Here is a 26,332-nt window from a genome sequence, read left to right on the forward strand (position 1 = left end):
CTGGAGCGCGTGACCGAGGGCGCGATCTAACGTCGCGTCCTCGGGTTGTGCGCGGCGACCATCGCGCGATAGTCGAGCGCCTTCTCCGCGCGTGAGACAGGCGGACGCAGGTCGGGGAGCATGTGCTCGAGGCTCTGCACCATGGCGCCGAGCTCGCTCGCGGACGCAGCGCGGCCCTGCGTGAGCTCGCGGTACGCTTCGGCGATCGCCGGGATGCCGCGCCCCGAGACGTGGCCGCGGCGCGAGAGATCGAGGTAGCTCCGGCCGAGCGCTGCGCCGTCGAAGTTGTGAGACGCGACGAGGTCTTGGGCGACGCGCAAGACGGCGCGATCCGGGATACGGCCGTCCTCGTGCAGGACGAAGGCCGCCTGCAGGTAGTTGTAGAACGGGACGACGCGCGGGCCGTAGAGGCGGAAGTCCGAGGGGGACGACTGCCGATCGAGGTGGATCAAGATGCGCTCGACGACGGGGCCCTTCTCGACGTACCCGGCGAAGCGGACCGCGTCGAGGATCGTGTCCTCGTACGCGCCGCCCGCGCGCATGATGTCGACGAGCTCGTCGGGCTTGACCTTGCCTTCGCACACGTCGGCGTAGATTGAGTAGACGAAGGCGTCGGCCTCGGCGTCATCGCCGAGCAAGACCTCGCGCACGAGCTCGCCGTTGGCATCGCGCACGGAGCCGAGCTCGCAACGACGACGAAGGAGCGCAGGCAGCTTGTAGCCGAGCTGGCCACGCAGCGCGCGGAAGCGCAGGCGCAGGATGTTTTGCAGGTTCGGCTTGAGCGTGAGCGAAGCCCAGCGCGCGCCGTCGAGGCGGAGCTTCTGCTCGATGCGCGAGCGGAGCTGCTCGGGGCTGCCGGAGAGGATGTGGATCTCCACGCCCGCGCGGCCGAGCTCGCGGAGCAGCGCCGCCGCGCCGGGGACGGTGCGCTTCTGATCGGGCCGCTCGATCGCGGTGCGGACGAGATCGCGCACCGTGTCGAAGTCCGTGCGCAGGTAGGTCTTGTCGAGGTCCCAGCGCGCGACGAAGGGAAGAGACGCGCCGCGCGGGGCGGAGCTTCCGGGCGCGGGGCCCTCGGGGACCACGCGTCGCTCGTTCACCCCGCGTTCCAGTCGGCGCGCATGCGCTCGAGGGAGGCCATGAGATCACTCGACCCGTAGGACCGCGCGAGGTCGAGCGCCTGGTGCTGGAAGGTGAGCGCCTCCTTCGCGCGGCCCCGCTCGTGCGCGACGAAGGCGAGCGCCGCGAGCAGGCGCGCGCGCTCGATGCCTCCTGCAGCGAGATCGAGGGCCTCGCGCAGGACACCGTCGGCGTCGGTGAGCGCGGAGGCGCGAGCTAGCGCCTCGCCGAGCTTGCGGCTGAAGATGATCACAGCCTTCTCGGGCTCGTCGAGCTCGCCGCGGAAGAGCTCGCGGCGCGCGAGGTCGAGGCCACGGCGGAGCGCGAGGATGGCGCCCGCGCGATCGCCGCGCTCGCCGGCGCGATCGGCGACCTGCTCGAGGAGCATGAGCGCCTCGAACGTGTCCTGCGCGTGATAGGCGTGGAGCGCGCGGACCTCGAGCGGGAGCGGGAGCGGCTCGCCGTCACGACCTTCGAGCGCGCGCGCGTGAAGGTCACGACGGACGGCGACGGGCGTCGTGGCGAGAGCGATCTCGCGCAGGAGCGGGTGCGCCGCGCGGAAGCCGCCGAGCTCCTGCTCGATCGTGCCCGAAGCGCGGAGGACGGCGAGCAGCGTGCCGGTGTTGCGATCCGAGGGCAGGAGCCGCTCGATGTCCTCCATCTGCGCGTCGTCGCCGAGGACGGAGACGGCCTGGAGGACGCGGCGCGCCTCGGGCGGGAGGCGCTCGATGCGCTGGGCCACGAGGTCGCCGAGGCGCGCGGGCGGGTTCGTTCCGCCTTCGGAGGAGAAGCGCAGGACTTGATCGAGGTAGAGCGGCGAGATGGATCGCCCGCCGCCCTGGCCGAGGGTCGCGGCGAGCGGCTGGCTCACCATCTGCGAGACGAGGTCGAGCGGGAGACCTTCGAGCACACGCGTGGCGCCGGCCCAGCCCGGATCGAAGCCGGGCAGGTGCGTCGAGACGACGAGCAGCGGGTGGATCGGCGGCTCGACGACGACGTCGGCGAAGGCGTTGCGGCTGGCGCCGTCGACGGCGTGCAGGTCGTCGATCGCGAGCAGGACGAGGCGCCCCTCGTTGCTCTCGTGCGCGCGCATGATGGCCCAGCGGAGGGCCTCGGCCGCGGTGAAGCGCCGATCGTCCGGCAACACGATCCCCGCCGGGGGCTTCGACCACATGTTCACGCTCGGCTGCGGCGCGGTGCGGTCCTGCTTGCCGAAGATGGCCATGAGGCCGGCGCGCGCCTCGGGGGTCGCGCCGCGCCACTCGTGGGGCTCTCCGCCGCCGGGCGGCAGCGACGCGAGCGCCACGATCGACTCGCGCAGCACGTAATAACCGACGTCAGCGCCCCACGGATCGGGGCGCGTGAGCACGACGAAGTCGCCGGCCACGGAGGCGAGGTGGATGAACTCCTGGAGCAGGCGCGTCTTGCCCGTGCCGCCTTCGCCGACGATGCGCGCCGTCGCGAGCGTGCGATCGACGTCGAAGCGGAAGCTGTCGAGCCACTCGAGATCCCGCTCGCGCCCGACGAACGGCAGCGGCAGCTCGGGTAGGCTCGACAGGCGCACGCGCGGCGGCGGCCCCGCAGAGACGGGAGCGATGCGCCGGGGTTGGCTCAGGGGTGCCTCCCGCGAGATCCGCGCGCCGCACTCGCCGCAGAACTTCTGGTTGCGCGGCGCGATCGTACCGCACGAACCGCAGGCCACGCCGGGCTCGTCGACCGAGGGCGGCGGCGCTCCGCGATCGAGCATCACCGCGGCGGAGCGGAGCGCGATCGTGAACTCGTCGGCCGTCTGGTAGCGGCGGCTAACTTCCTTCTCCATCGCGCGGAGCGTCACGTCGACGAGCGCCAGCGGGATGTTACGCGCCGGCGCGACGTCGAGCGGGTTCGGCGGGGGCACCGTGAGGTGCATCAGCACGACCTGCGTCGGCGACTCGGACTCGAACGGCAGCCGGCCCGTGAGGAGCTGGAAGAGCAGCACGCCGCACGTGTAGAGGTCGCTGCGGCCGTCGATCGGATCCCCGCGTCCCTGCTCGGGCGACATGTAGTCGGGGGTGCCGCAGACGATGCCGGGGCTCGTGATGTGCGTGCTCGGCACCTCGCGCATCTTGGCGAGGCCGAAGTCGACGACCTTCACGAAGTCGCCGCCCGTGCGCATCGGCTCGAGCACCACGTTCTCGGGCTTCAGGTCGCGGTGGATGATCCCGAGGTGGTGCGCTTCCGCGAGCCCCGCGAGCACCTGGCACATGATCTCGACGATGCGACGGAACGGGAGCGGCCCCTCTTCGTAATCGACCCGCGCGAGATCACGGCCGCGCAGGAACTCCATCACGAGGTAGAGCTGGTTTCCGCTCTTCCCGAAGTCGAAGACGCTGACGATGTTCGGGTGATTCAGCCGGCTCGCCGCGCGCGCCTCCGTGATGAAACGGACCGACGCGCTCTCGTCGCCGAGCAGGTGCGGGTGGATGATCTTGACGGCGACCGTGCGGCCGAGCGCCTTCTGCTCGGCGCGATAGACCCGGCCCATGCCCCCCACGCCGATGAGCTCGAGGATGACGTAGCCGCCGGGCAACGTCGTCCCGAGCAGCGGATCGTCGGCGCGTGTCTGCAGCTCCGAAATCGGAAAGCCACACACGTGGCAAAAGCGGTGTGCCGGATCGCACGCGGTGGCGCACTGAGGGCAAAGGACATCCGACACGCGCCGCAAGGTACCACGGTCGGGGCCGAGATTGGGCCGGTTCTGTCAAGCGAACGCGGCCCCCCAACAACTGGTAGGTCCGCGCTGCGATAGGATAACCTGCGGGCCGATGCCAACGCCGCGCCTCCGTCTCGGTCAGCTCCTCGTCGATGCAGGGCTGCTCTCGCAGCAAGACCTCGACGAGGTCCTCGCGCTCCAGAAAACCGACGGGCGACGCCTCGGCACGTTGCTGGTGGAGCGAGGTTACATCAACGAGACCCAGCTCACACAGATCCTCTCGCATCAACTGAGCGTTCCTTGGGTCTCGCTGCTGCACATCGAGTTCTCGCGGCAGCTCTTGAACCTCGTGCCGCACCACGTGGCCGAGCGCTTCTGCGTGGTGCCGATCTACGTCCGCCACGTCCGCGGGCAGGGCCAGACGCTCTACGTCGCGATGGACGATCCCTCGAACGAGGAAGGCCTGCGCGCGTGCGGCGAGCACTCGGGGCTGCCGGTGAAGGCGATGATCGCGCCGCCGAGCGACATCCGGAACGCGATCCGCGTCTACTACGACGTGCAGGTCAGCGCGTCCGCCCAGCCGCCCGCGCACCTGCCGTCCAACGAGCCCCCGCCGCTCGCCGAGCGCGACACGACGCCCGACGGCACGAGGCCCGAGGCCGCGCCGGAGACGAGCCTCGCCATCGCGGAGACGCCCGCCGCGCCGTTCGTGGTGCCGGTGGAAGGACCGGCGGTCGAGGTCGCGGAGATCACGGTGAGTTCGTTGGAGCTCCCAGGATCGGATCCCGAGCAGTCTCCGCCGAAGCCGCAGCCGATCGCGGCGCGCAGCGCGCCGAAGACACCACCGCCGCCGACCACGCAGGACGCCGTCGCGCTCGCCGAGGCGCTCGCGCCCGCTCCCGCGCGGGGCAAGATGCCCTCGGCCCCCGACGTGCCGCCGCCGCCGACGCTGCCGGATCCGGGCGCGCAGTCACCGCAGCTCGAAGAGGTCGCCGCGAAGACGCGCGTGTCGATCGTGGAGGCGCGGCCGTTGCCGCCGCCGTCGGAGCGGCTGCGTCGGGTGCTCGAAATCACGGACGATCCGCAGCCGCCGACGCTGGACGAGGGCGCCCTGCCGCCGAGTTCGCAGCCCGTGGACACGATCCCGGAGCCGCGGGGCCGCGCGCCGCGCATGATCGCGCTCACGCTGCTCGACGGCACGACGATCTCACTGCCCGCGCCGCGCAAGCAGAAGCAACGCGTGCCGACGCTCGCGCAGCCGACCGGCGGGCCGCCGGAGGAAGAGCTTCCGCCGTCGACGCTGGGGGCCGAGGACGACCGCGCCGGGCTCACGGCGCGTGATCTCGTGGCGGCGCTGCGCGCGGTCTGTCACGGCGCGGACGCGAAGGAGATCCTGGGACCAAACCTGCGCTGGGAGGCCATCGCGGCCGCGCTCCTGTCGGTGCTCTTGCGCAAGGGGCTCGTCGCCGACTGGGAGTTCGTCGACGAGCTCAAGAAGATCTGATCGGAGCTAGCCGCTCTCGCCCTGCCGGAGGACGCCGGCGCGGACGAGGTCGTCGATCTCCGCATCGGAGAAGCCGGCCTCGCGGAAGATCACGCGCGTGTGCTCGCCTGAGCGCGGGGGCGGTGCGAAGGCGACGTCGCGCGGCGTGACGGGCAGCCGGACCTGCGGGATGTCTCCGCGCGGGCTCGGGATGTCGAAGAAGAGCTCGCGTGCCTTCATGAGCGGATCGTCGCGGAGCTCGTTCGGAAGCACCACCGGTTCGAGGCAGCAGTCGTGGCTCGCCCCGATCGCGATCCACTCGTCGCGCGTCTTCTGGGCGAAGGCGTCGCGCACCGTCGCCTTGATCTCGGCCTGGTGCGGCCCCGGCAGGAGCGCCTCCATGCGCGGCTCGATCCCGGCCGCGGTGCAGAACGAGATCCAGAACTTCGGCTCCAGCGCGCCGAGCGCGAAGGGGTGGCTGTCCTTCGAGACGTACGTGCCGTAGGGCGCGATGCCGCCGACGAGCGTGTCGCCGCCACGCGGGCGTGTCTCGCCCGCGAGCGCGGCGCCGAGCGTGGCCGTGGCGAAGCCGAGGATGCCGTCGGTCATCGAGATGTCGAGCACGCGCCCCTCGCCCGTTCGATCCCGCTCGGCGAGCGCGGCGAGGATCGCGATGACCGACCACATGCCTCCGCTCACGTCGGCGAGCTGAAAGCCGGGCGGCTGCGGCGGGCCGTCCTCGGGGCCTTGCGAGCCGAGCAGACCGCCGCGCGCGAGGTAGTCGATGTCGTGGCCCGCGCGGTGCTTGAGCGGCCCCTCTTGGCCGTAGCCCGTGAGCGCGCAGATGACGAGCTTCGGGAATTTTCGGCGCAGCACGTCATGCCCGAGGCCGAGGCGATCGAGGACGCCGGGGCGGAACTGCTCGAAGAGCACGTCGTACGAGCCGACGAGCCGCTCGAACGCCGCGCGCCCCTCGGGCCGCTTCAGGTCGAGCAGGGCGCTGCGCTTTCCGCGGTTCAAGAGCTGGAACGCCGCGGACTCTCCGGCGACCGCGGGCGGCATGTGCCGGAGGTAGTCGCCGCCGGCGAGGTCCTCGATCTTGTCGACGGTGGCGCCGAGATCGGCGAGCACGAGCGTCGCGAAGGGGCCGGGCAAGAGCCGCGAGAGGTCCAGGATCCGTTTGCCGACGAGGGGGCGCATGCGCGTTTCCTTTGTATGCAAAAAGAAATGACGGCGGATGAACGAAGGCCGGCGGCCCTCGGACGAATCCGAGCACGCGCCGGCCTTTTTTCGGGATCGGGATCGATCAGAGCTCGAAGAGCTTGTTCAGCTTCATCGCGAGCATCTGGTTGCCCTCGAACTTCAGCTTGCCGGCGAAGTAGAGCTGCATGCCGTTCGCCTGCGGGTTCTCCATGAGCTTGGGGAAGTCGGCCGCCGCGATCTTGATCGTGACGTCGGCGCCGCCGGGGTTCCCCGCCTCGGCCTTCGGGGCCGTGAGGTCGAAGAACCATTCGCCGCCGCCGTCGCCGCTGACGATGAACTGGTACTTGCCGCCAATCGCCTTTGCCCCCGCGGGGTTCTTGGCGATCTTCTCGGGGACTTCTTCGTTGAAGAGCTTCTGGATGTCGACGGCCATGGTGCCTCCGGGCAGCGATGCGCCGACGTCATCGTCGGCGCGTTCCTAGCGTCGGCCGGGTGTAGCCGCGAGCGACGGGCCGCGTCAAGCGGCGGCGAGGACAATGGTTCGGCGGCAAAATTGCGCTTCGACTACGCGCGCGCCCGAGACGGCTGCTGCGAGGCGCGTGGCGCCCTGTCGAGCGCGGAGCGCACGGGCAAGACGAAGAGCCGATCGATGGCGACCCGCGCGTCGCGGGGCGGCGGCTCCTCGGGCGGGGCCTGCATCAAGCGCAAATCCCGCAGGAGGCTGCGATCGAGATCGCTCTCCTCGCCGAACTCGTAAGGCAGGATCGAGGGCAACAGCGCCACGAGCACGGCCTCGCTCCCGCCCTGCCGAATCGACGTGCCCTGGTACACGGCGACGGCCTGGCCGAAGGCCTCCTGGAAGACGAAGGGGCGCCATTCGAGGGGCGCGTTGAGGTCGAAGCGACGCTCACCCACCACGAGTTCCCGACCGTCGAGCGTGAGCGGCGCGCCCCGCGCATCCGAGAGGACGAGGCGCTCGATACACGAGGGATCGAGCTCTTCGACGGCAAACACGAGCGCCGCGAAGTCGGAGGGCAAGAGCTCGAGCGGCGCGCCGTCGGGGCCGAGGGCTTCGAGCGCGGCGTCGTCGCCAACTGCGGTGAACGCGCGATCGAAGAGCCCTCCGAGCGCGCGGCGCGCCGTGCCTTCGAACGTCGATCCGACGTAAAAGAGGCCTTCCGGCGAGCTCCACACGGCGACCATCCGATCCCGCTTGGCGCTGGTCACGAGCGTCATGCCGAAGGGCTCGCCGAGGGGCACGACGTTCTGCGGTGGCCCGCTCTCCGGCTGAAAGAAGAGCCCGTGTCCGTCGACGCAGATGCCGCGGGGCGCGGCCTTGTCGCTCGAACGCCGCCGCGATCCGCGCACGAAAAGCACGATCGCCGCCGTCACCAGCACGAGCGGCACGGCCACGCGGACGACGACGTTCTGCACGACCGCGAGCACGACGAGCGCGACGAGCACGAGCGGCAAGGCTCCGTCCCGGGAGGCAGCCTTCGTCGCGCCTGCGCCCGGGGTGACCGCCGAGAACAGACGCGCGCCTTTTCCAGGTCCGCCCGTCCATCCGTCCGCGAGGTGCGCCGCGGGCATGCCGCGTGTGCGTGGCGCGCCCTCCCGCGGGGACACGCGCGTCCTCGTCGTATCCCTCGGGCTCGCGGCTCCGTTGCGATTGCGCTCGCTTGCCATCGAACCTCCCGGCGGCAGGCGCGTCGCCCCTCGCAGAGCGTAGCACCCTGGTTGCCGTACGGGAGGGGGGTTCGCGCAGCGCAACCCTCGATGCAAGCTCGCACTCTTTCCAGGACGGAGGGGGCTTTCCCGGCTCGGACCGCTTCGGGCCTTCCGCCGTGGAAACCGAGCGACCGACGCTTTGCGTCAGAGCCGCGCGGCGCGCAAACGGAGCGCGTTCGTGATGACCGAGACGCTGCTCAGGCTCATGGCGGCGCTCGCGATCATCGGGCTCAAGAGGAGGCCGAAGAACGGATAGAGCACGCCGGCCGCGAGCGGGACGCCGAGGCCGTTGTAGACGAAGGCGAAGAAGAGGTTCTCGCGGATGTTCCGCATCGTCGCCCGCGAGAGGCGCCGCGCCCGCACGATGCCGCGCAGATCGCCGCGCACGAGCGTGATGCCTGCGCTCTCCATCGCGACGTCGGTGCCCGTGCCCATCGCGATGCCCACGGCGGCGCGCGCGAGGGCCGGCGCGTCGTTGACGCCGTCGCCGGCCATGGCCACGACCTTGCCGCTCTTCGTGAGGCGCTCGACGACAGCGCTCTTTTGATCGGGCAGGACCTCGGCTTCGATCTCGGGGATGCCGAGCTCACGCGCAACGGCCTCGGCCGTCGTGCGGCTGTCGCCCGTGAGCATGACGATCGAGAGGCCCTCTTCACGCAGCGCAGAGAGCGCCTCTTTGGCCGAGCTCTTGATCGGATCGGCCACGCCCACGAGGCCAAGGACTCGCCCGCCGCGCGCGACGAACACCACGGTTTGTCCACGTGCGCGGAGCGCCTCGGCGCGCGAGAGGGCCTCGGCGCTCTCGATCGAGAGCTCTTCGAGCAGGCGGGCATTTCCGAGCGCGGCCGGCTCGCCCTCGACGACGCCCGTCACGCCGCGGCCCGTGAGGGATCGGAAGCTCGTGACGGCGGCGAGCGCGACGCCTCGTTTCTTCGCGGCCGCGAGGATCGCCGAGGCGAGCGGGTGCTCGCTGCCACGCTCGAGGCTCGCCGCGACGCGGAGCACGGCCCTTTCGTCCGCGCCGTCGAGCGGCACGATCGAGGCCACGGCGGGTTTGCCCTCGGTGAGCGTGCCCGTCTTGTCCACGACGAGCGTGTCCACGCGCTCCAGCGCTTCGAGCGCCTCTGCGTTCTTGACGAGCACGCCCGCCGACGCGCCACGCCCCGTGCCCACCATGATCGACATCGGCGTCGCGAGGCCGAGCGCGCAGGGGCAAGCGATGATGAGCACCGCGACCGCGTTGAGCAGCGCGTACGCGAGGCGCGGCTCCGGGCCGACGAGCGCCCACACCACGAACGTGAGCACGGCCGTGAGCACGACGGCCGGGACGAACCACGCGCTCACGACGTCGGCGAGACGCTGGATCGGCGCGCGCGTGCGCTGCGCCTCGCCGACCATCCGCACGATCTGCGCGAGCAGCGTCCCCTGCCCCACGCGCTCGGCACGCATCACGAAGCCGCCTGCGCCGTTCACGGTCCCGCCCGTCACGCGATCGCCGACGTCTTTCTCCACCGGGATCGGCTCACCCGTGACCATCGACTCATCCACGGAGCTCCGGCCTTCGAGCACGGCGCCGTCGACAGGAACACGCTCGCCCGGCCGCACGCGGAGCCGATCCCCCACGGCGACGCTCTCGATCGGCAGGTCCTCCTCGACGCCGTCCCGCAGCCGCCGCGCGGTCTTCGGCGCGAGCCCGAGCAGCGCGCGGATCGCGCCCGAAGTGCGGCTCCGCGCGCGGAGCTCGAGCACCTGACCGACGAGGACGAGCGTCACGATCACCGCCGCGGCCTCGAAGTAAACGGGCACCACGCCGCCATGCACGCGGAACGACGCGGGGAACATCGAAGGCGCGATCGTGGCCGCGACGCTGTAGACGTAGGCCGTCCCCGTCCCGATCGCGATCAACGTGAACATGTTGAAGCGCCGGGTCACGAGCGACGTAAAGCCGCGCTCGAAGAACGGCCACCCTCCCCACAGGACCACGGGCGTCGCGAGCGCGAGCTCGATCCACCGTTGCTGCGGCAGCACGTGCGCCCACCGCCACCCCGGCATCAGCATCGGCGCCATCACGAGCACGAGCAGCGGCAGCGAGAGCGCGGCCGAGATCCAGAGGCGCCGCGTCATGCTCTCGAGCTCGGGGTTCGGCGGCTCCTCGGCGGTCAGGATCGCCATCGGTTCGAGCGCCATGCCGCAAATCGGGCAGGATCCTGGTTTGTCCTGCCGGACCTCGGGATCCATCGGGCAGGTGTAGATCGTGGCCACGGGGAGCCCGGCGACCGGCGCCGGGGCCGCTTCCGTGACCTTCGCCGCGGGCGCCGGAGGCGCCTCGACCTTCGGCGCGAGGTATTTCTCCGGGTCCGCCGCGAACCTCTCCCGGCACCGCGGGTTACAAAACCAGTACGTCGTGCCTGCGTGCTCGTGCTGGCCGCCCTTGGCCGCCCCGGGCGTCACCATCATTCCGCACACCGGATCCTTCACCTTGGCCGGTGCTTGCTCGTTCACCCGGTGCTCCATGTTCTCCCCGGCGGGGTTTGCAAACAAAAAACCTTTCCCTTTGGATCTTCCTGGGTAAACTCCCCGCCCCCCGACTCGCCTGGTGCTCGTTCACCCCGGTTTCTGCGCTTCGAACCGGCCTTCGCCAAGCAGGCAAAAGATGCGACGAGGGGCTCGCGGGCAGCCGCGAACACAGCCAAACGAACCCCAGTAGAAGCGCGATAGAGGCCATCGAAATGAACAAGAACCTTGGCATCCTCGGCAAGAAGGTCGGGATGACCCAGATCTTCAACGAAAAGGGCGAGGTCCTCCGCTGCACCGTGGTGCAGGCGGGCGGCATCGTGATCGGCAAGCGGACGATCGAGAAGGACGGCTACAGCGCCCTCATCGTCGGCCTCGGCGAGCGCAAAGAGAAGCACACGAAGAAGCCCTTGCTCGGCTCCTACCGCAAGACGCAGCAGACGCCTAAGCGCATCGTGCGCGAGCTGCGCGTGTCGGCCGAGGACGCGGCGAAGTTCGAGGTCGGTCAGAAGATCGGCGTCGATCAGGTGTTCGAGGTCGGCCAGAAGGTCGACGCGCAGGGCACGTCGCGCGGCCGCGGCTTCACCGGCGTCGTCCGCCGCTGGAACTTCGCCGGCGCCGTCCAGACGCACGGTACGCACGAGTATCGCCGGCACGGCGGCTCGATCGGTACGAACATGACCCCCGGCCGCACCCTGCCCGGCCTCAAGATGCCCGGTCACTACGGCGCCGAGACCGTGAGCGCGCTCAACCTGCGCATCGCGAAGCTCATCCCCGAGGAGGACCTCGTCCTCATCGAGGGCGCGGTCCCGGGCTCGAAGGAGGGCATCGTCCTCATTCGTGGCGCCGTGAAGAAGAAGAACGGCGGCAAGAAGGCCTGAGCGGCCCTCTCCTCGTGAGCGCGAAGGGCAAGAACCCGTACCGGAAGCCCGACACCTTCACCAAAGCGGCGAAGGCGCAAGGGTTTCCGGCGCGGAGTGTCTTCAAGCTCGAGGAGATCGATCGCCGGGTACGTCTCCTACGACCCGGGCAGCGGGTGCTCGATTTGGGCGCCGCTCCCGGGTCGTGGTCCATGTACGCCGCGCAGAAGATCGGATCCAAAGGGCACCTGCTCGCCGTGGATCTCTCGGAGATCCGGCAAGCCTTCGGCCCCAACGTCACGGTCGTGCGAGGCGACGCGCTCTCCCTCGCCAACGACGCCCTCGCGCTCTTCGCGCCCTACGACGTGGTGCTGAGCGACATGGCGCCCGCGACGACGGGCAGCAAGGCCGCGGATCAGTGGCGGAGCTACGAGCTCTTTGATCGCGCGGTCTCCGTGGCCGAGGCGCTCGGCGCGCCGGGGAGCGCCTTCGTCGGCAAGCTCTTCATGAGCGAAGAGTTCCAGAAGGCGCGTGAGAGGCTGCGCTCGCTCTACGACGAGGTGCGCGTGATCCGGCCCGAAGGCACGCGCAGCGTGAGCTCCGAGGTCTTCCTCGTTGGGCTCGCTCGGAAACAACCATCGCCGTGAGCGTGTGGATCTTCGGCTACGGCTCGCTGCTCTGGCGGCCCGGCTTTCCTTACGTCGAGGCGAAGGCCGCGCGCGTCGCGGGTTTGTCGCGGCGACTCGAACAAGGCTCGCCCGATCATCGCGGCACGCCGGAGAGGCTCGGCCGCGTGGCGACACTCGTCCCCGCGCCCGGCGCGCACGTGGGCGGCCTCGTGTACGCGCTCGCGCCCGCGGAGGCGGACGCGATCCTCGCCGCGCTCGATGAACGCGAGCAGGGCGGATACGACCGCGTCACGGTCCGCGCGGAGCTTCACGGCGCCGCGGCGAACGACGGGATCGCATCGTTCGAGGCAATCACCTGGATCGCACGCCCCGGAAATCCGTGGCACCTCGGGCCTGCGCCGTTCGAGACGATGGTGGCCGACGTGCTCGAAGCGCGCGGGCCGAGCGGGACGAACGTGGAGTACGTCCTGCGCCTTTCGGAGACACTCGTGACGCTCGGCTTCGAGGACGATCACGTCTCCTCGCTGGCCGACGCGGTGCGCGCCGCGCTCGCGAACCGCCCCGTTTACTCGACGCGCACGTAGCCCGACGAGATCAGCTTGAGGAGCGTGCGGCCCGTGTCGAGGTCGCTCGCGCTGCTCTTGTCCATGACCACGTGCATCTCGGCGTGGTTCCACACGGCCTGGAGCACGTCGAGCTCCATCGGCGAGAGATCGCGGATGAGCGGCTTCAGCGGGAGCGCGACCGAGAGCTGCGCGTTTTTCCCGGGCAGCTTGTGCTTGATCGCGTTGAGCTCGTCGAGCTGACGGAGCCCTTCCATCAGGATCTCCTGCACGGACACGTCGACCGGATCCTTCGGCAGGACCTCGTCGGGCGGCTCGAAGTCGAACGTGCCGCTGCCCCACGCGAGGATGCGGTACGCGGCCTTGAGCGGCGGCAGATCGGCGCTGTCGTCGAGCGACGCGTGGATGATCGTGCCCTTCTGCAGGTGGATCTTGCCGACCTCGTCGTCGGTGCGGATCACGAGAAGCCCGGTCTTCTTCGACGTACCGAGGAGCTGCAAGAGATCGGGCAGCGGGATCTCGTCGATCGCGCCGGACATGCTGCGCGTCGGCGAGCGGCCCGAGGGCGGCTGCTCGCTGCGCTTGGGAAGGCGGATCCCGGGCGACGACCCCTCGGCGACGACGACCTTCAGGATGTTCGTGCCGATGAGGACACGATCCCCTTCCTTGAGCGTCGCGCGCTTGATGCGCTCGCCGTTGACGAAGGTGCCGTTCGTCGAGCCGAGGTCCTCGATCGTGATGGGATCGCCGCACGCGATGCGCGCGTGCTTGCGGGAGACCATGTCCTCCACGAGGACCATGTCGAGCTCGCTCGAGCGCCCGACGATGATCTCCTTCTTGTCCTCCAGGAGGAACTCTCCACCCTGGTATTTGCCGGAGATGAAGCGCAGCGCGAGTCTCCGCGGCGGCGACACCTTGGGCAGTTGGCTTTCCATGCTCGGCCGAAAGATTCGCGGAGGGCGCAGGATACGCCCGCTTCGTCCTTGAAACTTTAGGGTTTCCGACCTGTGAGGGTCAAGCGTTCCTCGCGGGATCCCCCCGCCGCCTTCCGCCCGGCGAAAGGCGTGATAAGGGAGCGCTCGTGACGATGCCTGCCGGAGACCCCCTCGGGACCCACCGTGTGATCGCGCCGAAAGGTGCGCTTCCCCAGCCCGCCGAGCGGCTCGACAACGATTTTTCCAAGGTCTACGCGACCGAAATCGTCGTCGACGTCCAGACGCTCAACGTCGACGCCGCGAGCTTCCGCCAGATGGAAGAAGCCTCCGGCGGAGATCCCGACGGCGTCGCGGCGCTCGTCCTCGAGACCGTAAAGCGTCGCGGCAAGCAGCACAATCCGGTCACCGGCTCCGGCGGCATGCTGCTCGGCGTCGTCGAGCGCGTCGGTGACCTCGCAAAGGCGCGCGGCTTCGTCCCGGGCGACCGCGTCGCCACGCTCGTCTCGCTCTCGCTCACGCCCCTCTGGCTCGATCGCGTGCTCGCCGTGCGACCCGCCTCCGCGCAGCTCGACGTCGTCGGCAAGGCCGCCGTCTTCCTCACGGCGCCGATCGCGCGCATCCCGACGGACATGCCCGAGCGGCTCGTCCTCGCCTTGCTCGACGTGGCCGGCGCGGCCCCGCAGGTCGCGCGCCTCTGCGGCCCCGGCGACACCGTCGTCGTGCTCGGCGCGGGCGGCAAATCGGGCCTGCTCTGCGCGGCCGAGGCGCGCCGCCGCGTGGGCGAGAAGGGCAAGGTGATCGGCGTCGAGTCCTTTCCCACGTACGCCGACGACCTGCGCGCGCTCGGGATCTGCGACCACGTCGCGACGCTCGACGCGCGTGATCCGCTCGCCGTGCGTGACGCGGTCTCGCCCTTGACCGAGGGCCGCGGCGCGGACCTCGTGCTCTCGTGCGTGAACGTCCCCGGCGTCGAACTCGCGGCGATCCTCGCGGCCCGGGATCGCGGCAAGGTCTACTATTTCGCGATGAGCACGAGCTTCACGGCCGCCGCCCTCGGCGCCGAGGGGATCGGCCGCGACGTGGATCTCTTCATCGGCAACGGCTACGCCCACGACCACGCCGAGCACACGCTCTCGCTCGTGCGCGCGAGCCGCCCGCTCCACGAGCTCATGCAACGACGTTACACGTGACGCCTGCTTGCAGGCACCGAGGAGGCCCGTGACCCTTACGCAGAGCGCTTTGCCCATCGGACCCCAAGGGATCCTCGACGTCGCGCGCGAGCTCGGCATCTCCGAGGATCACGTCGAGCCGTACGGCCGCAACAAGGCGAAGATCGATCTCGCCGCCCTCACGCGCCCCGCCGCGGGCGCGGGCCGCCTCGTGCTCGTCTCCGCGATCAACCCGACGCCTGCGGGCGAAGGCAAGACGACGACGTCGATCGCGCTCGCGATGGGCATGCGTCGCCTCGCGAAGCGCGCCGTGCTTTGCCTGCGCGAGCCATCTCTCGGCCCGGTCTTCGGCGTGAAGGGAGGCGGGACCGGCGGCGGACGCGCGACGCTCATGCCCGCCGACGACATCAACCTGCATTTCACGGGCGACATCCACGCGATCTCCACCGCGCACAACCTCCTGTCCGCGATGGTCGACAACGCGTGCCACTTCAACACCACGTTCGGCGACAAGGGCGCGATCGACCCGCGCCAGGTGACGTGGGGCCGCGCGCTCGACATGAACGACCGCGCGCTGCGCAACGTGCTCGTCGGCCTCGGCCGCAAGGTCGACGGCGTGCCGCGGCAGGATCGCTTCGACATCACGGCCGCGAGCGAGGTCATGGCGATCGTGGCGCTCGCCGAAGGGCCCGAAGATCTCGAGAACCGCCTCGGCCGCATCGTGATCGGCCAGAGTACGAGCGGCGCGCCGATCACGGCCGCCGACGTCGGCGCCGCCGCCGCGATGACCGCGCTCCTGCGCGACGCGATCAAGCCGAACCTCGTGCAGACCGACGAGGGCGGCCCGGCCCTCGTGCACGCCGGCCCCTTCGCGAACATCGCGCACGGCTGCTCCTCGGTCCTCGCGACGCGCCTCGGCTTGCTCTCCGGTGACTACGTGATCACGGAGGCGGGTTTCGGCTTCGATCTCGGCGGCGAGAAGTTCCTCGACATCAAGTGCCGGACGATGGGCGTCTTCCCACGCGTGCTCGTCCTCGTGGCCACGTTGCGCGCCCTCAAGATGCACGGCGGCGCTCCGGTCAAGCGCGCGGCGGAGCCCGACCCGCGGGCGCTCGAGCTCGGCCTCACGCATCTCGATAAACACCTCGATTCGGCCGCGTTCTTCGGCCTTCCCGTCGTCGTGTCGATCAACGTCTTCCCGAACGACACGCAAGAGGAGCTCGCTTTGGTCGAGGCAGCCATGCAGCGCCGCGGCGTGCGCGCCGTCCGCTGCGAAGGCTTCTTGCGAGGCGGCGAAGGCGCCCTCGATCTCGCCGAGGCTGTCGCGAGCGCAGCCGACGCGACCGACGACGCCCCGCCCGCGCCCCGCTTCGTCTACGACCTCGGCGAGCCGCTTCGCGACAAAATCACGAAGATCGCCCGCACCATCTACGGCGCCGAAGGCGTCACGTTCACCGCCGCCGCCGAGCGCGACGCCCGCCGCATCGAGGAGCTCGGCCACGGCGGCGTTCCCATCTGCATGGCCAAGACCCAGCTCTCGCTCTCCGACGATCCTGCGCTCGTTGGACGTCCAACGAACTTCCAGGTCACGGTGCGTGAGATCCGCCTGAGCGCCGGCGCAGGCTTCGCCGTCGCGCTCACGGGCGACATGATGACCATGCCGGGCCTGCCCCGCGAACCCTCCGCCTTGCGGGTCAAGCTCCTGCCCACGGGCAAGATCCGCGGCCTCATGCAGAACGACTGAGCGGCGTGGGCGTCGACGACGGCGCCCCGAGCGCGTCCATCGCCGCCGGCAGGATCACCGCGAACGTCGACCCTTTGCCCTCGTACGATCGCACCTCGATGCGCCCGCCCGCGCCCTGCGCGATGCGCTGGCTGATCGCGAGCCCGAGCCCCGTGCCCTTCTCCTTCGTGGAGAAGAACGGCAGGAAGATATTCTCCAGCACCTTCTGCGAGATGCCCGGCCCGTTGTCCGCGACCGTAAGCTCGACGAAGGGCTCGTCGGCCATCCCCGTCCCCGACCGCGTGGTCCCACGGCCGAGCCGCACGCGCGTCGACACCGTGATCTTCCCCCGCCCCTTCATGGCCTGCGACGCGTTCCGGTAGAGGTTCATGAGCACCTGCCGGAGCTTCTCCGGATCGATCGCGACCCGCGGCAAGCTTGCATCGAGGTTCACCTCCACCGTTAGATCCTGGCTCGCGCGCTCCGTCGAGAGCACCTGCAACGTCCGACGCACGACGGCGTTCACGTCCGTCGGCACCACGGCGCCCTGGTTCGCGCGCGCGAGATCGAGCACCGATCCGACGACCCGATCGAGCCGCTCAACCTCTTCGAGGATGATGCCGATGAACTCGCGTGACTGCGGATCCGGCTCGCGCCCGTCAGGCCCGGGCTCGGCGAGGAGCTGCGCCGAACCCTTGATCGCGCCGAGCGGGTTCCGGATCTCGTGCGCGAGCCCCGCCGCCATCTGCCCGAGCACGGCGAGCCGGTCGCGCTCCTTCATCTGCTGGTAGACGCGCGAGTTCTCGATGACCACGCCGACCTGCGTGGCGATCGCGTCGAGCAGCGTGATCTCCTCGGGCGAGAAGGCGTCCCGTACGCGCTCGTCGACCACGACAAGCAGCCCCACGATCTCGTCGCCCTCGGCCCGAATCTGCAGGAGCACCGCGCCGTCCCGCAAGCTCCCGAGCACCGCGGCCGCGCTGAGCACCGCCTCGGACGCGTCCGTCCTCGCGCCGCGCGCCTTGCGCTCGCGTACCTCGCGCTTGAGCTCTTCGAGCGAGAGCGGCCCCCCTTCGAGCCGATCGAGCAGCGCGCGCGCCGTCGCCACCTCGATCCGCGGCGGCGCGCCCGGCCCGAGCGCCGCGAGCTTGTCGAACCCCGTGCCGTCCGCGTCACGCAGGTAAAGTGCGGCCTTCGTCACGCGGCGCGACTGCTCGAGCGCCGTCATCACGATCGAGCCGAGCTCGTCGAGCTCGAGTACGTGCACGAGCCGCCGACGCGCGTCGGCGACGGACCGTTCGAGGTCAAACCGATCACGAAAAAAGAGCTTCTGGATCTGCTCTGCCACGCGCTCGCGCAGGGGATCGAAGAGGACCAGGATCACGATCGCCGCGAGCACGGCGTTCAGGTACATCGTGTTGAAGCCGCCGATGAACGTGATGAGGACGTAGAAGATCCCCGCGATCAGGAAGGCGACGGCCGTGGCGACGAGCAGACGCGCGAGCATCTCGTAGACGTCGAGCAGCCGCTCGTGGCGGAGCGCTTGCGCCAAAATGAACAGGAACACCACGCTGAGGGCCGCGCCGACGGGCGCGGGGTTCACGCCGAGGAACCACGCAAAATCAGCGACGCTCGCGAGGCCGGCGAGCGCGCCGATCACCACGAGGAAACGCACGCGCCGCTGCGTCGCGCGTGAACCGCTGCGCGCGCCGCGTTGCCCGAGCTCCCAGAGCCCCGCCGTGAGGAACGCGAAGACGTAGAAGAACACCGCGCCGCGCACGAGCCAAAAGCCCTGCTTGGGGCTCAAAACGAGCAGCACCATGGGCACCGCGAGCACGCCCGCGAGGCGCGGCAAGCGGCTCGGTCGATCCCCCTCGTGCGGGATCATCGCCTCGAAGAGGTGGAGCGCGAACTGCGGCAGGAGCACCGCGAGGATCGCGGTGAAGCGCTCCCATATCGTCTGCTGGAAGAAACCGAAAAGCGACTGCGACAGGTACCAAAGGCCGATGTCACCCGCGAACGCTGCGAAGAGCAGGTGCACGGTGCGGACACGGCCGCGGAGCAGGATCGAGACGGCGATGACGAGCGCGAGCGCGCCGCAGACGAGCGTGGTCCGGGTCCGGAGATCGATCCCTATCGGCACGACGAGAGCGTAACGCGTCGCCTCGGAGACGTCCCCGATCGATCGTCCGCCCGCGGACGGGCGCGACTAGTCTTGCTTCGTCCCGCTGCCCGGCGAGCTCTGCGTGCCGGCGCCGGGGACCCACGGCAGCGGATCCGGGCCGCTGCGCGCCTCGGGATCACAGCCGCCGGGCGTCACCGGGACGAGCTCTTTCCACGGCAGCGGATCCGGCATGTCGTCGGTCTGCGGAGGCGGCTCGTCAGGCATGCTGGGAGTCCCGCGATCGGTCTGCTCCTCCGCATCGGAAGAGCTCGCCGCGAGCTCCTCGATGGCCTCGTCGAGCGCGGCGCTCTCGTCAGGCGCAGCCAGACACCCCGTGAGCACCATCGCGACGAGTGCGAAGAGTCCTCCGAGCCCGAGCGATTGTCTCCCAACGTTCATGATCCGTCCTCCGACGCACTGCCAAGTCCGTACTGCTTCACGAGCTGCGAGAGCCGCGGCCGCTTCATCCCCAGAAGCACCGCAGCGCGGGTGATGTTCCCGCCGCTCTCTTCGAGCGCGCGCGCGATGCACTCACGCTCGATCTTCCGCTTCATGTCGCTCAGGCTGACGCCCGAGCGGACGTGCGCGTACGTCACCTCGACCGGCGTCGAATCGCCCTCCCCTTGCGATCTTCGCTCGGCGAGCTGAGTGGCGCCGCCGCTCCCCCCATGCGCGTCCTGCTGCTCCGATGACGAGGGCGGCGACGAGCCCTTCGTGATCTCGGCAGCCACGCCGCGCATGTACTCGACGTTCGTCGTGAAATCCTCGAGCTCGATGACGTCGCCCTCCGCGAAGAGCGACGCGGCGCGCAGCGCGTTCTCGAGCTCGCGCACGTTGCCATGCCACGCGTGCCGCATCAGCGCTTCGATCGCCCGATCCGAGAGCCGCTTCTGCGGCTCGCCGCGCTCCTGCGCGATGCGGGCGAGCAAGGTCGACGTGATGAGCGGCATGTCCGCGATGCGCTGGCGGAGCGCCGGGACCTCGAGCACGACCTGCCGCAGCCGGTAGTAGAGATCCTCGCGGAACTCGCCGCGCGCGACCATTCCGCGGAGATCACGATGCGTGGCGCAAAGGATCCGCACGTTCGCGCGGATCGGCTGGGCGCCGCCGACGCGCTCGAAGCTCTTGTCCTCGAGCACGCGGAGGAGCGCCACCTGCGTTCGCTGCGAGATATCGCCGATCTCGTCGAGGAAGATCGTGCCGCCCTCGGCGAGTTCGAAGCGGCCGCGGCGCCGCGCCTGCGCGCCCGTGAACGCGCCCTTCTCGTGGCCGAAGAGCTCGGAGAGCAGGAGCGTCTCGACGAGCGCCGAGCAGTTCACCTTGACGAGCGGGCCCGCGCGGCGCGGGCTCATCTCGTGGATCGCGTCGGCGACGAGCTCCTTGCCGGAGCCGCTCTCGCCGTGGATCAGCACGGTCGTGTCGGCCTTCGCGACCTTCTTGATGGCCGAGAGCAGCGCGAGCATGGTCGCGTCGCGCCCCACGATCCGCTCGATCGCCGTCACCGACGAGCGCGACGGCGACGCCGATGCGCGCAAGGACGGCGGCGACGAGCTCAACGACGGCGAGGAGCAGCCCGCGCACGACGCATCGCCGCACCGCTCACAAGGCCGAAGCCCCGGCTCGCTCGAACGCGGCGCGCGCACTTCGAGGGCCGCGAGCCCACGAAGCTCCGGCCGCGCGAGGAACCGCTCGCGAATCCCCTCGGGCAAGGACGACGCCATGCGATCGCGGGACGCGAGCGCCGCGTGCAGGTGCGCCTCGGCCTCACGCACATCGCCCCGCGCGACCTCCGCGTGGCAAAGCAACACGCGCGCCTCGCGTTCGAGCTCGGGAGCGTCCGCTTCCCGCGCGAGATCGAGCGCCTCCTCGGCGGCGCCGTCCCACGCGTCCCCGGCGGCGCGTGCCCGCGTCGCTTCGAGGAGCGCGACCTCCGCACGCGCGCGCGTCGAGCTCGCATGCGCTCGCGCGCGCTCGATCGCCTGCGCGGCGCGCGCCACGTTGCCGTCGTCGAGCGCGATGCGCGCCGCGAGGCAGTGGCACTCGCAGAGCTTTGCGCCGTTGCTCGATCCGCTCGCGCCTGCGATGGCCGACGCGAGCTCCGCCCGCGCTTCGAGCGTCCTGCCGCGCGCGAGGTGGATCCGCGCCGCGACGAGCGCGAAGTGCGGCGCGCGTGTCCCCGGGATCGCCGGGCCGCACGCCTGCCGTCCGAACGCGAGCGTCTGCTCCGCCTCGGCCACGAGCCCGAGATCGAGCCGGAGCTCCGCGAGGTTCGGGATCACGGTGGCGAGGAAGAGCCGCTCGCGGATGCGGCGGAAGACCTCGATCGCGCGCTCCGAGAGGTGGAACGCCTCCGGATAATCGCGCTTCAGGATGGCAATGGTCGCGAGGTTCGTCAACGCGAACCCGACGGCGCGATGCTCGCCGCGCGCCGTGCCGTCGTCGAGCACGGAGGCGAGCATCGGACGCGCCTCGTCGATCCGGCCGGCCGAGAGCACGGCGATCGCGCGGTTGAGCCGCGCCCGAAGCTCCGCGATCCCCTCACCGCCGCACGCCGCTTCCCACGCGTCGGCCGCGAAATGCGCCTCCGCCTCGCTCCACGACGCCGCCGCAAGCAGGAGCTTGCCGAGCACGTTCCGCGCCCCGAGCCGCGTCGCGAGATCCGACGCGCCGCCCTGTGCTTCCTGGGCAAACCTTCGCGCCGCTTCGAGATCACCGGCCGTGTACCGGACTTCGGCGAGCTCCACGGCCGCACGCGCGCGCGCGCCGAACGCATCCGCGCGGCCCATGGCGCGTTCGAGCACGATCGTCGCCGTCGTGAGATCGCCCTCGGCGCTGAGCGCCTTGCCCAGCGTGATCATCACCTCGGGCGCGTTTCCATCCCGCGCCGCCGCAGCCCGCGCGAACCCTGTCGCCCGCTCCGCATCGCCGACGCGAAGCGCGAGCTCGGCCGAACGCAGGAGCGCCTGCGTCGTCGACGCGTCCGAGAACAGCGCGAGCGCCGCTTCCCACCGTCGCCAGAAATCCACCCGCGCGGAAGGCTCTGCCACACCCGCGAGCGCGCGCGTCGCGAGCAGCTCCGCCCGCTCCGCGTCGCCCGCGCGCGCCCACAACTCGGCCGCGCGGAGCATCGCCCAGGGATCCACGGGGAACACCGCTTCGAGCGCGCTCGCCACGGCGACCGCATCCTCGCGATCGGCTTCAAGCTCGATCGGCGCGGCGCCCGTGAGCTTCATCGATCCCGCCGTGTCGATCGTCGCCACGCCCCGCGCGACGAGCGCCTCCACGTCCACGCTCGCGCCGAGTCGGCTCGCCTCCGCCGCGGGCAAACTCCGTTGCGCGAGCGCGAGCCGCGCGCAAAGCCGCCTCTGCGCCGGTTCCAGCACGATCGGCTCGGCGCGCCCGTCGAGCGGCGCCCGGCGCGCCGCCGACCACCAGCGCTCCAGCGCTTCGAGACGGCCCTCCTCCGCACCGAGACGAAGCTCGGCCGCCTGCGCGATCGCCTCCCAGTAGCGCCGCAGATCCTCCGGTGACGCGATCGGATCGATCTGCACGAGGCGCGCGCCTGCCGGCGCCGAGGCCACCTCTCTCAACACGAGCACGAGCGGCGCGGCGCCTCCACGCGGCGCCTCCACGCGGCGCGCCATTTCCTCCACGACCGCCTGTCCCCAGTGCGTCGGCGTGCCTTCGGACACGACGATCATCGCGCCGTTCGCCGCGCCGAGGATCCTTGCAGCCACGAGGCGCGGCTCCACCACGTCGCCGATCCCCATCTGCGCGGCGATCTCGCGCCAGGGTTCGTCCCACGCGACCTCGGCGACTCGCACGCACGCGCGTCCGATCACCTGCGCGCGCCGCGCCGCGTGCGCGCCCACGGCCTCCAGCGTCGCGCGCGGCCCGTGCAGCATCACGAGCCCGCTCGCGCCTTTCGCGCAGAGCAGATCGTCGACCGCCGCGAGCCCGCGGAGCGAAGCGCGCAAAGGGGCGGCGATCACCGCGCCAGACGGCAGCGCGCTCGCCTCCCCGCCGAAGACACCTTCGGTGCGAACACCCGAAGGATCCTGGGGTGAAGACCGATCAAGCGGAGAAGTGCGAGGTCCGGGGTCCGCCACGGCTTCTTCAGCGTACGGTCCGCGGCTCGCTCACCGCAACGTTTTTCAGGCGCCGCCCGGCGCCTTTTCGAGCACCGTGACGATGGCGTCGAAGCTTTCCGCCGGCGCATCGCCCAGGGCGCGCGCGAGCGGCACCTGCAACCTCGAAGCCGCCACATAAAGAGGCACGAGGTGCGGCGCCGCGCGCGAGAGCATCTCGAGGTGCCGGCCCACGCCCGCGGCGTCCCCGCGACGCACCGGCCCCGTGAGCGCCGCCGGCAAACCCATCGCTTCGACGTTGTCCGCGACGCTTCGAAGAAGCGGGCCCAGCATCGCCGCCGCCGTCTCCGCAGGCACGCCTGCGCGTCCGAGCAGATCCACCCCGCCCGCGGCGAGCGCCGCGGCCCCGTTCGCCACGAGCCCGGCCGCCGCGTGGTACAGCACGCGATCGAGCCCGGAGATCGTCCGCGGCGTCATCCCGAGCTTTCGCCCGATCGCCGCCGCCGCCCGCACGGCGCGCGGATCTCCGTCCACGTGGAGCTGCCCGCGCGCGAGCGACGGCGTGACCTCCGGCGACGCGAACGAGATCATCGGGTGCATCTGCGCGACCGCGACGTTCTCGCTCCGGAGCGGCGCGAGCGGCTCCGGGCCGAGCGCGCCCGCGCAATGCACGACGACCGCCCTTTTGTGCCCCAACAATCCCGCGTCCCGGATCCGCTCCGCGAGCGGCTGGAGCTCACGATCCCGCACGGCCAGGATCACGAACGGCGCGTCGATGCGCCGCGCCGGCAACCCGCTTCGTTGCGGGCGCAACGTCACCACGTACCCCGCGCGGCGCAGCGCCCGCGCGAGCCCTGCGCCGACCTTCCCTGCGCCCAGGATGAACACGCTCTTCTGCGCGGCCATCAGCTCCTCCGGTAGAGACCCCGCTCGGCCGCGTACGCGAGCACCTCGCGCGGCACGAGCTTCTCGACGCGCTCGATCTCGCCGCTGCCGATCGCGTCTCGCACCTCGGTGCTCGAGATCTTCGGCAGCATCGGCTCCGGCGCGCCCTCGGCCATCACGCCCGCGCGGCCCACGAAGAGCGGCGGAGCGATCGCCTCGATCCGATCGAAGCGGTGCCACTTCGACAGATCCGCGATCACGTCGGCGCCGAGCAAGAGGCGCATCGACCAGTCCGGGTGCTGCGCGGCGAGGTGTTCGAGCGTCCGCAACGTGAGGCTCTCGCCGCCGAGCTCGCGCTCCACGGAGGAGACGCGGACGCGCGGGATCCAGGCGAACGCGAGCCTGCACATCACGAGCCGATCCTCGAACGGCGCGAGCTCCTTGGCGAACGGATGCCTGTAGACGGGCACCACGAGCACCTCGTCCACGGGCTCCGTCGACAGCACGTACACCGCCGCGAGCACGTGCGCGACGTGCGGCGGGTTGAAGCTCCCTCCGAACACGGCGACCCGATGCCCCGACGCGGCCGCGGGCGCGCTGCGCTCATCCGTTGCTCTTGCCATCCTGCACCCGCATTTTGACGCCCGGCAGGCTCGGCCCTCCGCCCAGCATGTCCTCTGCGGTGACGGCCCCGCTCGCGTTCCGGATCTCCACGCGCACCCCGCCCGACGGCGCCTCTTCGAGCACGGCCATGCCGCCGCCCGGCGCCCCGATCGGCCCCGGGGAGACGAACATCCGCGAACCGATGCGCTTCATCGTCGGCTCTTGGCTCCGCCCGAACACGAGCAAGCTCGCGGCCGCGATGTCGTCCTGATCGAGGATGCCTTTGTCGTAAACGAAGACCGCGACGCGCCCGTCGACGAGCTCGATCGATCGGAGCTGGCGGCTCGGGATGCTCGTCAGCGCGCGCAGCCGCGACCGCGCGCGCTCGGCGGCCACGTAGGCGTCGATCGCCTCCGGCGTCGCGCGCGCGCATCGCACTGCCGCGCGTGCATAGAGGAGATCCTCGCTCGGGTTCGCGTCGACAAGCCGGTACGCCCAGGCCTTCGCCACGAGATCGAGCGCGCCGTCGTCCGACAGGTAGATGATTTGGTCGACCTGGACCTCGTCCAGCAGGAGCTGCGCCGCCCGTGCAAGCGCGGGCAGATCTCTGTTGGCCGGTCCGAGGATGCCTAGGCGCATCGATTCGAGAGGGTAGATCAGGCGCGAGTCCTCGTGGACCTTTGTTTGCGGGGGTCACCCCCGAGTTCGCCGTGCTATAGGGCCGTGGCCCATGTTCCGGCGTACGCGGGCCTTCCGAGATCCGGTCACGATCCACCTCGACGGCTCGCCGGTGCGGGCCGAGCGGGGCGAACCGCTCGCCGCCTCCCTCCTCGCCGAGGACAAGATCATCCTGGCGCGGAGCCCCAAGCTCCACCGCCCGCGCAGCGCGAGCTGCTTCCGCGGCGGGTGTGACGGCTGCCTCATGCGCGTCGACGGCACGCCGAACGTGATGACCTGCCTCCACGCGACCCGGGGCGACGAAGAGGTCGAGGCCCAGAACGTCGTTGGCTCGCGCCAGGCCGACCTCTTGCGGGTGACGGACTGGTTCTTCCCGAAGGGCATCGATCACCACCACTTCATGGCGGGCGTCCCTGCGCTCGGCTCCATCATGCAGAGCTTCGCGCGCAAGATCGCGGGGCTCGGTCGCATGCCCTCGGAGATCGAAGCGCCTCGGCCCGCGCGCTTGCTCGAAGCCGACGTCGTGGTCGTGGGCGCCGGCCTCGCGGGCCTCGTCGTCGCGCAAAAGCTCGGCGCGGCGGGCGCGCGTGTCGTCGTCGTCGACGACGGCCTCTCGCTTGGCGGCTCGCTCCGCGCGCTCCCCGACCGAGCGCCGCACCTCGCATCGATCCGGCCGAGCGGTGACCTCGTCATTTCTCGCGCCACGGCGGCCGGCATCTACCTCGGGGATCTGCTCGTCGCTGCGGAAGAAGGAGCCGTCGTGGTGCGCGCGCCTGCAAAGGTCTTCGCGACGGGCGCGCACGACGGCATCTCAGCCTTCCCGGGCAACGATCTTCCCGGCGTCTTTTCGGCGCGCGCGGTGTGCCTCCTTCATACGTACGGCGTGGAGCCCGACGGCCCCGTCGTCGTCGCGGGTGAAGGGTTTTGGGCTGACGAGCTCGCACGACGGCTCGGCGATCGCGTGGTGCGCTGCGAGGCGTCCGCCCTCGCGGGCGTCGAAGGCACGGGCCAGGTGAAGCGTGTTCTCCTGCGCGAAGGCGCAGACGACGAACGCCGCATCGATACGGAGATCCTCGCCCTCGCGCTCCCCGGCGCGCCTGCGTTCGAACTCGCGGCGCAGGCCGGAGCCGAGGTGCGGTTCGATCCTACGCGCGGCTACGCGGTCGCTTGTGACGCGAACGGCGCGGCAGGCGAAGGCATCTGGGCCGTCGGCGAATGCACCGGCATGGACTTCGATCTCGATGTGATCACGGCCGCGGCCGAGCGCTGCGCCGCCGCGATCAACGCTTGAGGGCT

Annotated in this window: 20 protein-coding genes; 7 read left to right on the forward strand and 13 right to left on the reverse strand. The window is 70.8% G+C overall.

All coding sequences use genetic code 11. From position 1 onward, the window contains the following. Nucleotides 1-26 precede the first annotated feature (26 nt). Complete coding sequence (locus QHF89_RS29795; protein ID WP_284721093.1) at nucleotides 27-1,100, reverse strand: hypothetical protein; 1,074 nt, start codon at nucleotides 1,098-1,100, stop codon at nucleotides 27-29. After that, nucleotides 1,097-3,814 (reverse strand): protein kinase domain-containing protein, encoded by a 2,718-nt coding sequence (locus QHF89_RS29800; RefSeq protein ID WP_136933129.1) that lies wholly within the window; start codon nucleotides 3,812-3,814, stop codon nucleotides 1,097-1,099. Before QHF89_RS29800 ends, QHF89_RS29795 begins: the two co-directional genes overlap by 4 nt. Before the next feature lie 109 nt (nucleotides 3,815-3,923). Here QHF89_RS29800 and QHF89_RS29805 point away from each other — a divergent pair, with 109 nt between their 5' ends. Beyond that, nucleotides 3,924-5,315, forward strand: coding sequence for a cyclic di-GMP-binding domain-containing protein, MshE-related (locus QHF89_RS29805; protein WP_136971089.1), 1,392 nt, complete (start codon nucleotides 3,924-3,926; stop codon nucleotides 5,313-5,315). 6 nt (nucleotides 5,316-5,321) lie between these two features. Here QHF89_RS29805 and QHF89_RS29810 read toward each other — a convergent pair whose 3' ends face one another. The 4 genes from QHF89_RS29810 to QHF89_RS29825 form a co-directional block, all read right to left on the reverse strand. Next, nucleotides 5,322-6,494: a CaiB/BaiF CoA transferase family protein gene (locus QHF89_RS29810; protein ID WP_136971090.1), complete on the reverse strand. Its 1,173-nt coding sequence runs from the start codon at nucleotides 6,492-6,494 to the stop codon at nucleotides 5,322-5,324. Between the two features lie 106 nt (nucleotides 6,495-6,600). Further along, the gene (locus tag QHF89_RS29815) at nucleotides 6,601-6,930 is read right to left on the reverse strand and encodes an SCP2 sterol-binding domain-containing protein (protein WP_136933132.1); all 330 of its coding nucleotides are present in this window, start codon (nucleotides 6,928-6,930) and stop codon (nucleotides 6,601-6,603) included. Nucleotides 6,931-7,061: 131 nt separating this feature from the next. Beyond that, entirely contained in the window at nucleotides 7,062-8,123 is a 1,062-nt protein-coding gene (locus QHF89_RS29820) for an IMP dehydrogenase (RefSeq protein ID WP_136971091.1), read from the reverse strand. A 246-nt stretch (nucleotides 8,124-8,369) separates the two neighbouring features. Then, entirely contained in the window at nucleotides 8,370-10,739 is a 2,370-nt protein-coding gene (locus QHF89_RS29825; protein ID WP_136971092.1) for a heavy metal translocating P-type ATPase, read from the reverse strand. Nucleotides 10,740-10,954: 215 nt separating this feature from the next. On the opposite strand from QHF89_RS29825, the gene rplC reads away from it, so the two are divergent. Genes rplC through QHF89_RS29840 form a run of 3 tightly spaced genes read left to right on the forward strand, consistent with a single transcriptional unit; the run spans nucleotide 10,955 to nucleotide 12,812 of the window. Further along, nucleotides 10,955-11,620 carry a 50S ribosomal protein L3 gene (rplC, locus tag QHF89_RS29830; RefSeq protein ID WP_136971093.1) on the forward strand — a complete coding sequence of 222 codons (666 nt, stop codon included), beginning with the start codon at nucleotides 10,955-10,957 and terminating at the stop codon, nucleotides 11,618-11,620. 14 nt (nucleotides 11,621-11,634) lie between these two features. Continuing rightward, nucleotides 11,635-12,246, forward strand: a complete 612-nt coding sequence (locus QHF89_RS29835; protein WP_136971094.1) for an SAM-dependent methyltransferase — start codon at nucleotides 11,635-11,637, stop codon at nucleotides 12,244-12,246. After that, complete coding sequence (locus QHF89_RS29840) at nucleotides 12,243-12,812, forward strand: gamma-glutamylcyclotransferase (protein ID WP_284721095.1); 570 nt, start codon at nucleotides 12,243-12,245, stop codon at nucleotides 12,810-12,812. Before QHF89_RS29835 ends, QHF89_RS29840 begins: the two co-directional genes overlap by 4 nt. Here the strand turns inward: QHF89_RS29840 and QHF89_RS29845 are convergent. Next, complete coding sequence (locus QHF89_RS29845) at nucleotides 12,794-13,726, reverse strand: DUF4388 domain-containing protein (RefSeq protein WP_136971096.1); 933 nt, start codon at nucleotides 13,724-13,726, stop codon at nucleotides 12,794-12,796. The two genes, QHF89_RS29840 and QHF89_RS29845, sit on opposite strands and share 19 nt — an antisense overlap. Before the next feature lie 152 nt (nucleotides 13,727-13,878). On the opposite strand from QHF89_RS29845, the gene kdd reads away from it, so the two are divergent. Continuing rightward, nucleotides 13,879-14,916, forward strand: a complete 1,038-nt coding sequence (kdd, locus tag QHF89_RS29850) for an L-erythro-3,5-diaminohexanoate dehydrogenase (RefSeq protein WP_136971127.1) — start codon at nucleotides 13,879-13,881, stop codon at nucleotides 14,914-14,916. 28 nt (nucleotides 14,917-14,944) lie between these two features. Then, nucleotides 14,945-16,639, forward strand: coding sequence for a formate--tetrahydrofolate ligase (locus QHF89_RS29855; protein WP_284721096.1), 1,695 nt, complete (start codon nucleotides 14,945-14,947; stop codon nucleotides 16,637-16,639). Here the strand turns inward: QHF89_RS29855 and QHF89_RS29860 are convergent. The 6 genes from QHF89_RS29860 to QHF89_RS29885 form a co-directional block, all read right to left on the reverse strand. Further along, nucleotides 16,623-18,761 (reverse strand): ATP-binding protein, encoded by a 2,139-nt coding sequence (locus tag QHF89_RS29860; RefSeq protein WP_232379866.1) that lies wholly within the window; start codon nucleotides 18,759-18,761, stop codon nucleotides 16,623-16,625. The genes QHF89_RS29855 and QHF89_RS29860 overlap by 17 nt on opposite strands. A gap of 66 nt (nucleotides 18,762-18,827) precedes the next feature. After that, on the reverse strand, nucleotides 18,828-19,181 hold the full coding sequence (locus QHF89_RS29865) for a hypothetical protein (RefSeq protein ID WP_136971098.1): 354 nt from the start codon (nucleotides 19,179-19,181) through the stop codon (nucleotides 18,828-18,830). After that, entirely contained in the window at nucleotides 19,178-22,774 is a 3,597-nt protein-coding gene (locus tag QHF89_RS29870) for a sigma 54-interacting transcriptional regulator (protein ID WP_136971099.1), read from the reverse strand. The genes QHF89_RS29865 and QHF89_RS29870 overlap by 4 nt, the downstream gene beginning before the upstream one ends. Before the next feature lie 162 nt (nucleotides 22,775-22,936). Beyond that, nucleotides 22,937-23,776: a DUF2520 domain-containing protein gene (locus tag QHF89_RS29875; RefSeq protein WP_136971100.1), complete on the reverse strand. Its 840-nt coding sequence runs from the start codon at nucleotides 23,774-23,776 to the stop codon at nucleotides 22,937-22,939. After that, the gene (gene nadD / locus QHF89_RS29880; RefSeq protein ID WP_136933143.1) at nucleotides 23,776-24,378 is read right to left on the reverse strand and encodes a nicotinate (nicotinamide) nucleotide adenylyltransferase; all 603 of its coding nucleotides are present in this window, start codon (nucleotides 24,376-24,378) and stop codon (nucleotides 23,776-23,778) included. Before nadD ends, QHF89_RS29875 begins: the two co-directional genes overlap by 1 nt. Next, a complete protein-coding gene (locus QHF89_RS29885) occupies nucleotides 24,359-24,997 on the reverse strand; it encodes a hypothetical protein (RefSeq protein ID WP_136933144.1) in 639 nt (212 codons plus the stop codon). Before QHF89_RS29885 ends, nadD begins: the two co-directional genes overlap by 20 nt. A gap of 91 nt (nucleotides 24,998-25,088) precedes the next feature. Between QHF89_RS29885 and QHF89_RS29890 the strand changes: the two genes are divergently transcribed. Then, entirely contained in the window at nucleotides 25,089-26,327 is a 1,239-nt protein-coding gene (locus tag QHF89_RS29890; RefSeq protein WP_136971101.1) for a 2Fe-2S iron-sulfur cluster-binding protein, read from the forward strand. The last annotated feature ends 5 nt before the right edge of the window (nucleotides 26,328-26,332 follow it).

The sequence above is a fragment of the Polyangium sorediatum genome (genome assembly GCF_029946465.1).
Lineage (GTDB): Bacteria > Myxococcota_A > Polyangia > Polyangiales > Polyangiaceae > Polyangium > Polyangium fumosum.

Coding starts and splice junctions, on each gene's coding strand:
- QHF89_RS29805 (WP_136971089.1), top strand. CDS start 3,924: ATGCCAACGCCGCGCCTCCGTCTCGGTCAGCTCCTCGTCGATGCAGGG.
- QHF89_RS29810 (WP_136971090.1), bottom strand. CDS start 6,494: ATGCGCCCCCTCGTCGGCAAACGGATCCTGGACCTCTCGCGGCTCTTG.
- QHF89_RS29815 (WP_136933132.1), bottom strand. CDS start 6,930: ATGGCCGTCGACATCCAGAAGCTCTTCAACGAAGAAGTCCCCGAGAAG.
- QHF89_RS29825 (WP_136971092.1), bottom strand. CDS start 10,739: ATGGAGCACCGGGTGAACGAGCAAGCACCGGCCAAGGTGAAGGATCCG.
- rplC (WP_136971093.1), top strand. CDS start 10,955: ATGAACAAGAACCTTGGCATCCTCGGCAAGAAGGTCGGGATGACCCAG.
- QHF89_RS29845 (WP_136971096.1), bottom strand. CDS start 13,726: ATGGAAAGCCAACTGCCCAAGGTGTCGCCGCCGCGGAGACTCGCGCTG.
- kdd (WP_136971127.1), top strand. CDS start 13,879: ATGCCTGCCGGAGACCCCCTCGGGACCCACCGTGTGATCGCGCCGAAA.
- QHF89_RS29865 (WP_136971098.1), bottom strand. CDS start 19,181: ATGAACGTTGGGAGACAATCGCTCGGGCTCGGAGGACTCTTCGCACTC.
- QHF89_RS29875 (WP_136971100.1), bottom strand. CDS start 23,776: ATGGCCGCGCAGAAGAGCGTGTTCATCCTGGGCGCAGGGAAGGTCGGC.
- nadD (WP_136933143.1), bottom strand. CDS start 24,378: ATGGCAAGAGCAACGGATGAGCGCAGCGCGCCCGCGGCCGCGTCGGGG.
- QHF89_RS29885 (WP_136933144.1), bottom strand. CDS start 24,997: ATGCGCCTAGGCATCCTCGGACCGGCCAACAGAGATCTGCCCGCGCTT.
- QHF89_RS29890 (WP_136971101.1), top strand. CDS start 25,089: ATGTTCCGGCGTACGCGGGCCTTCCGAGATCCGGTCACGATCCACCTC.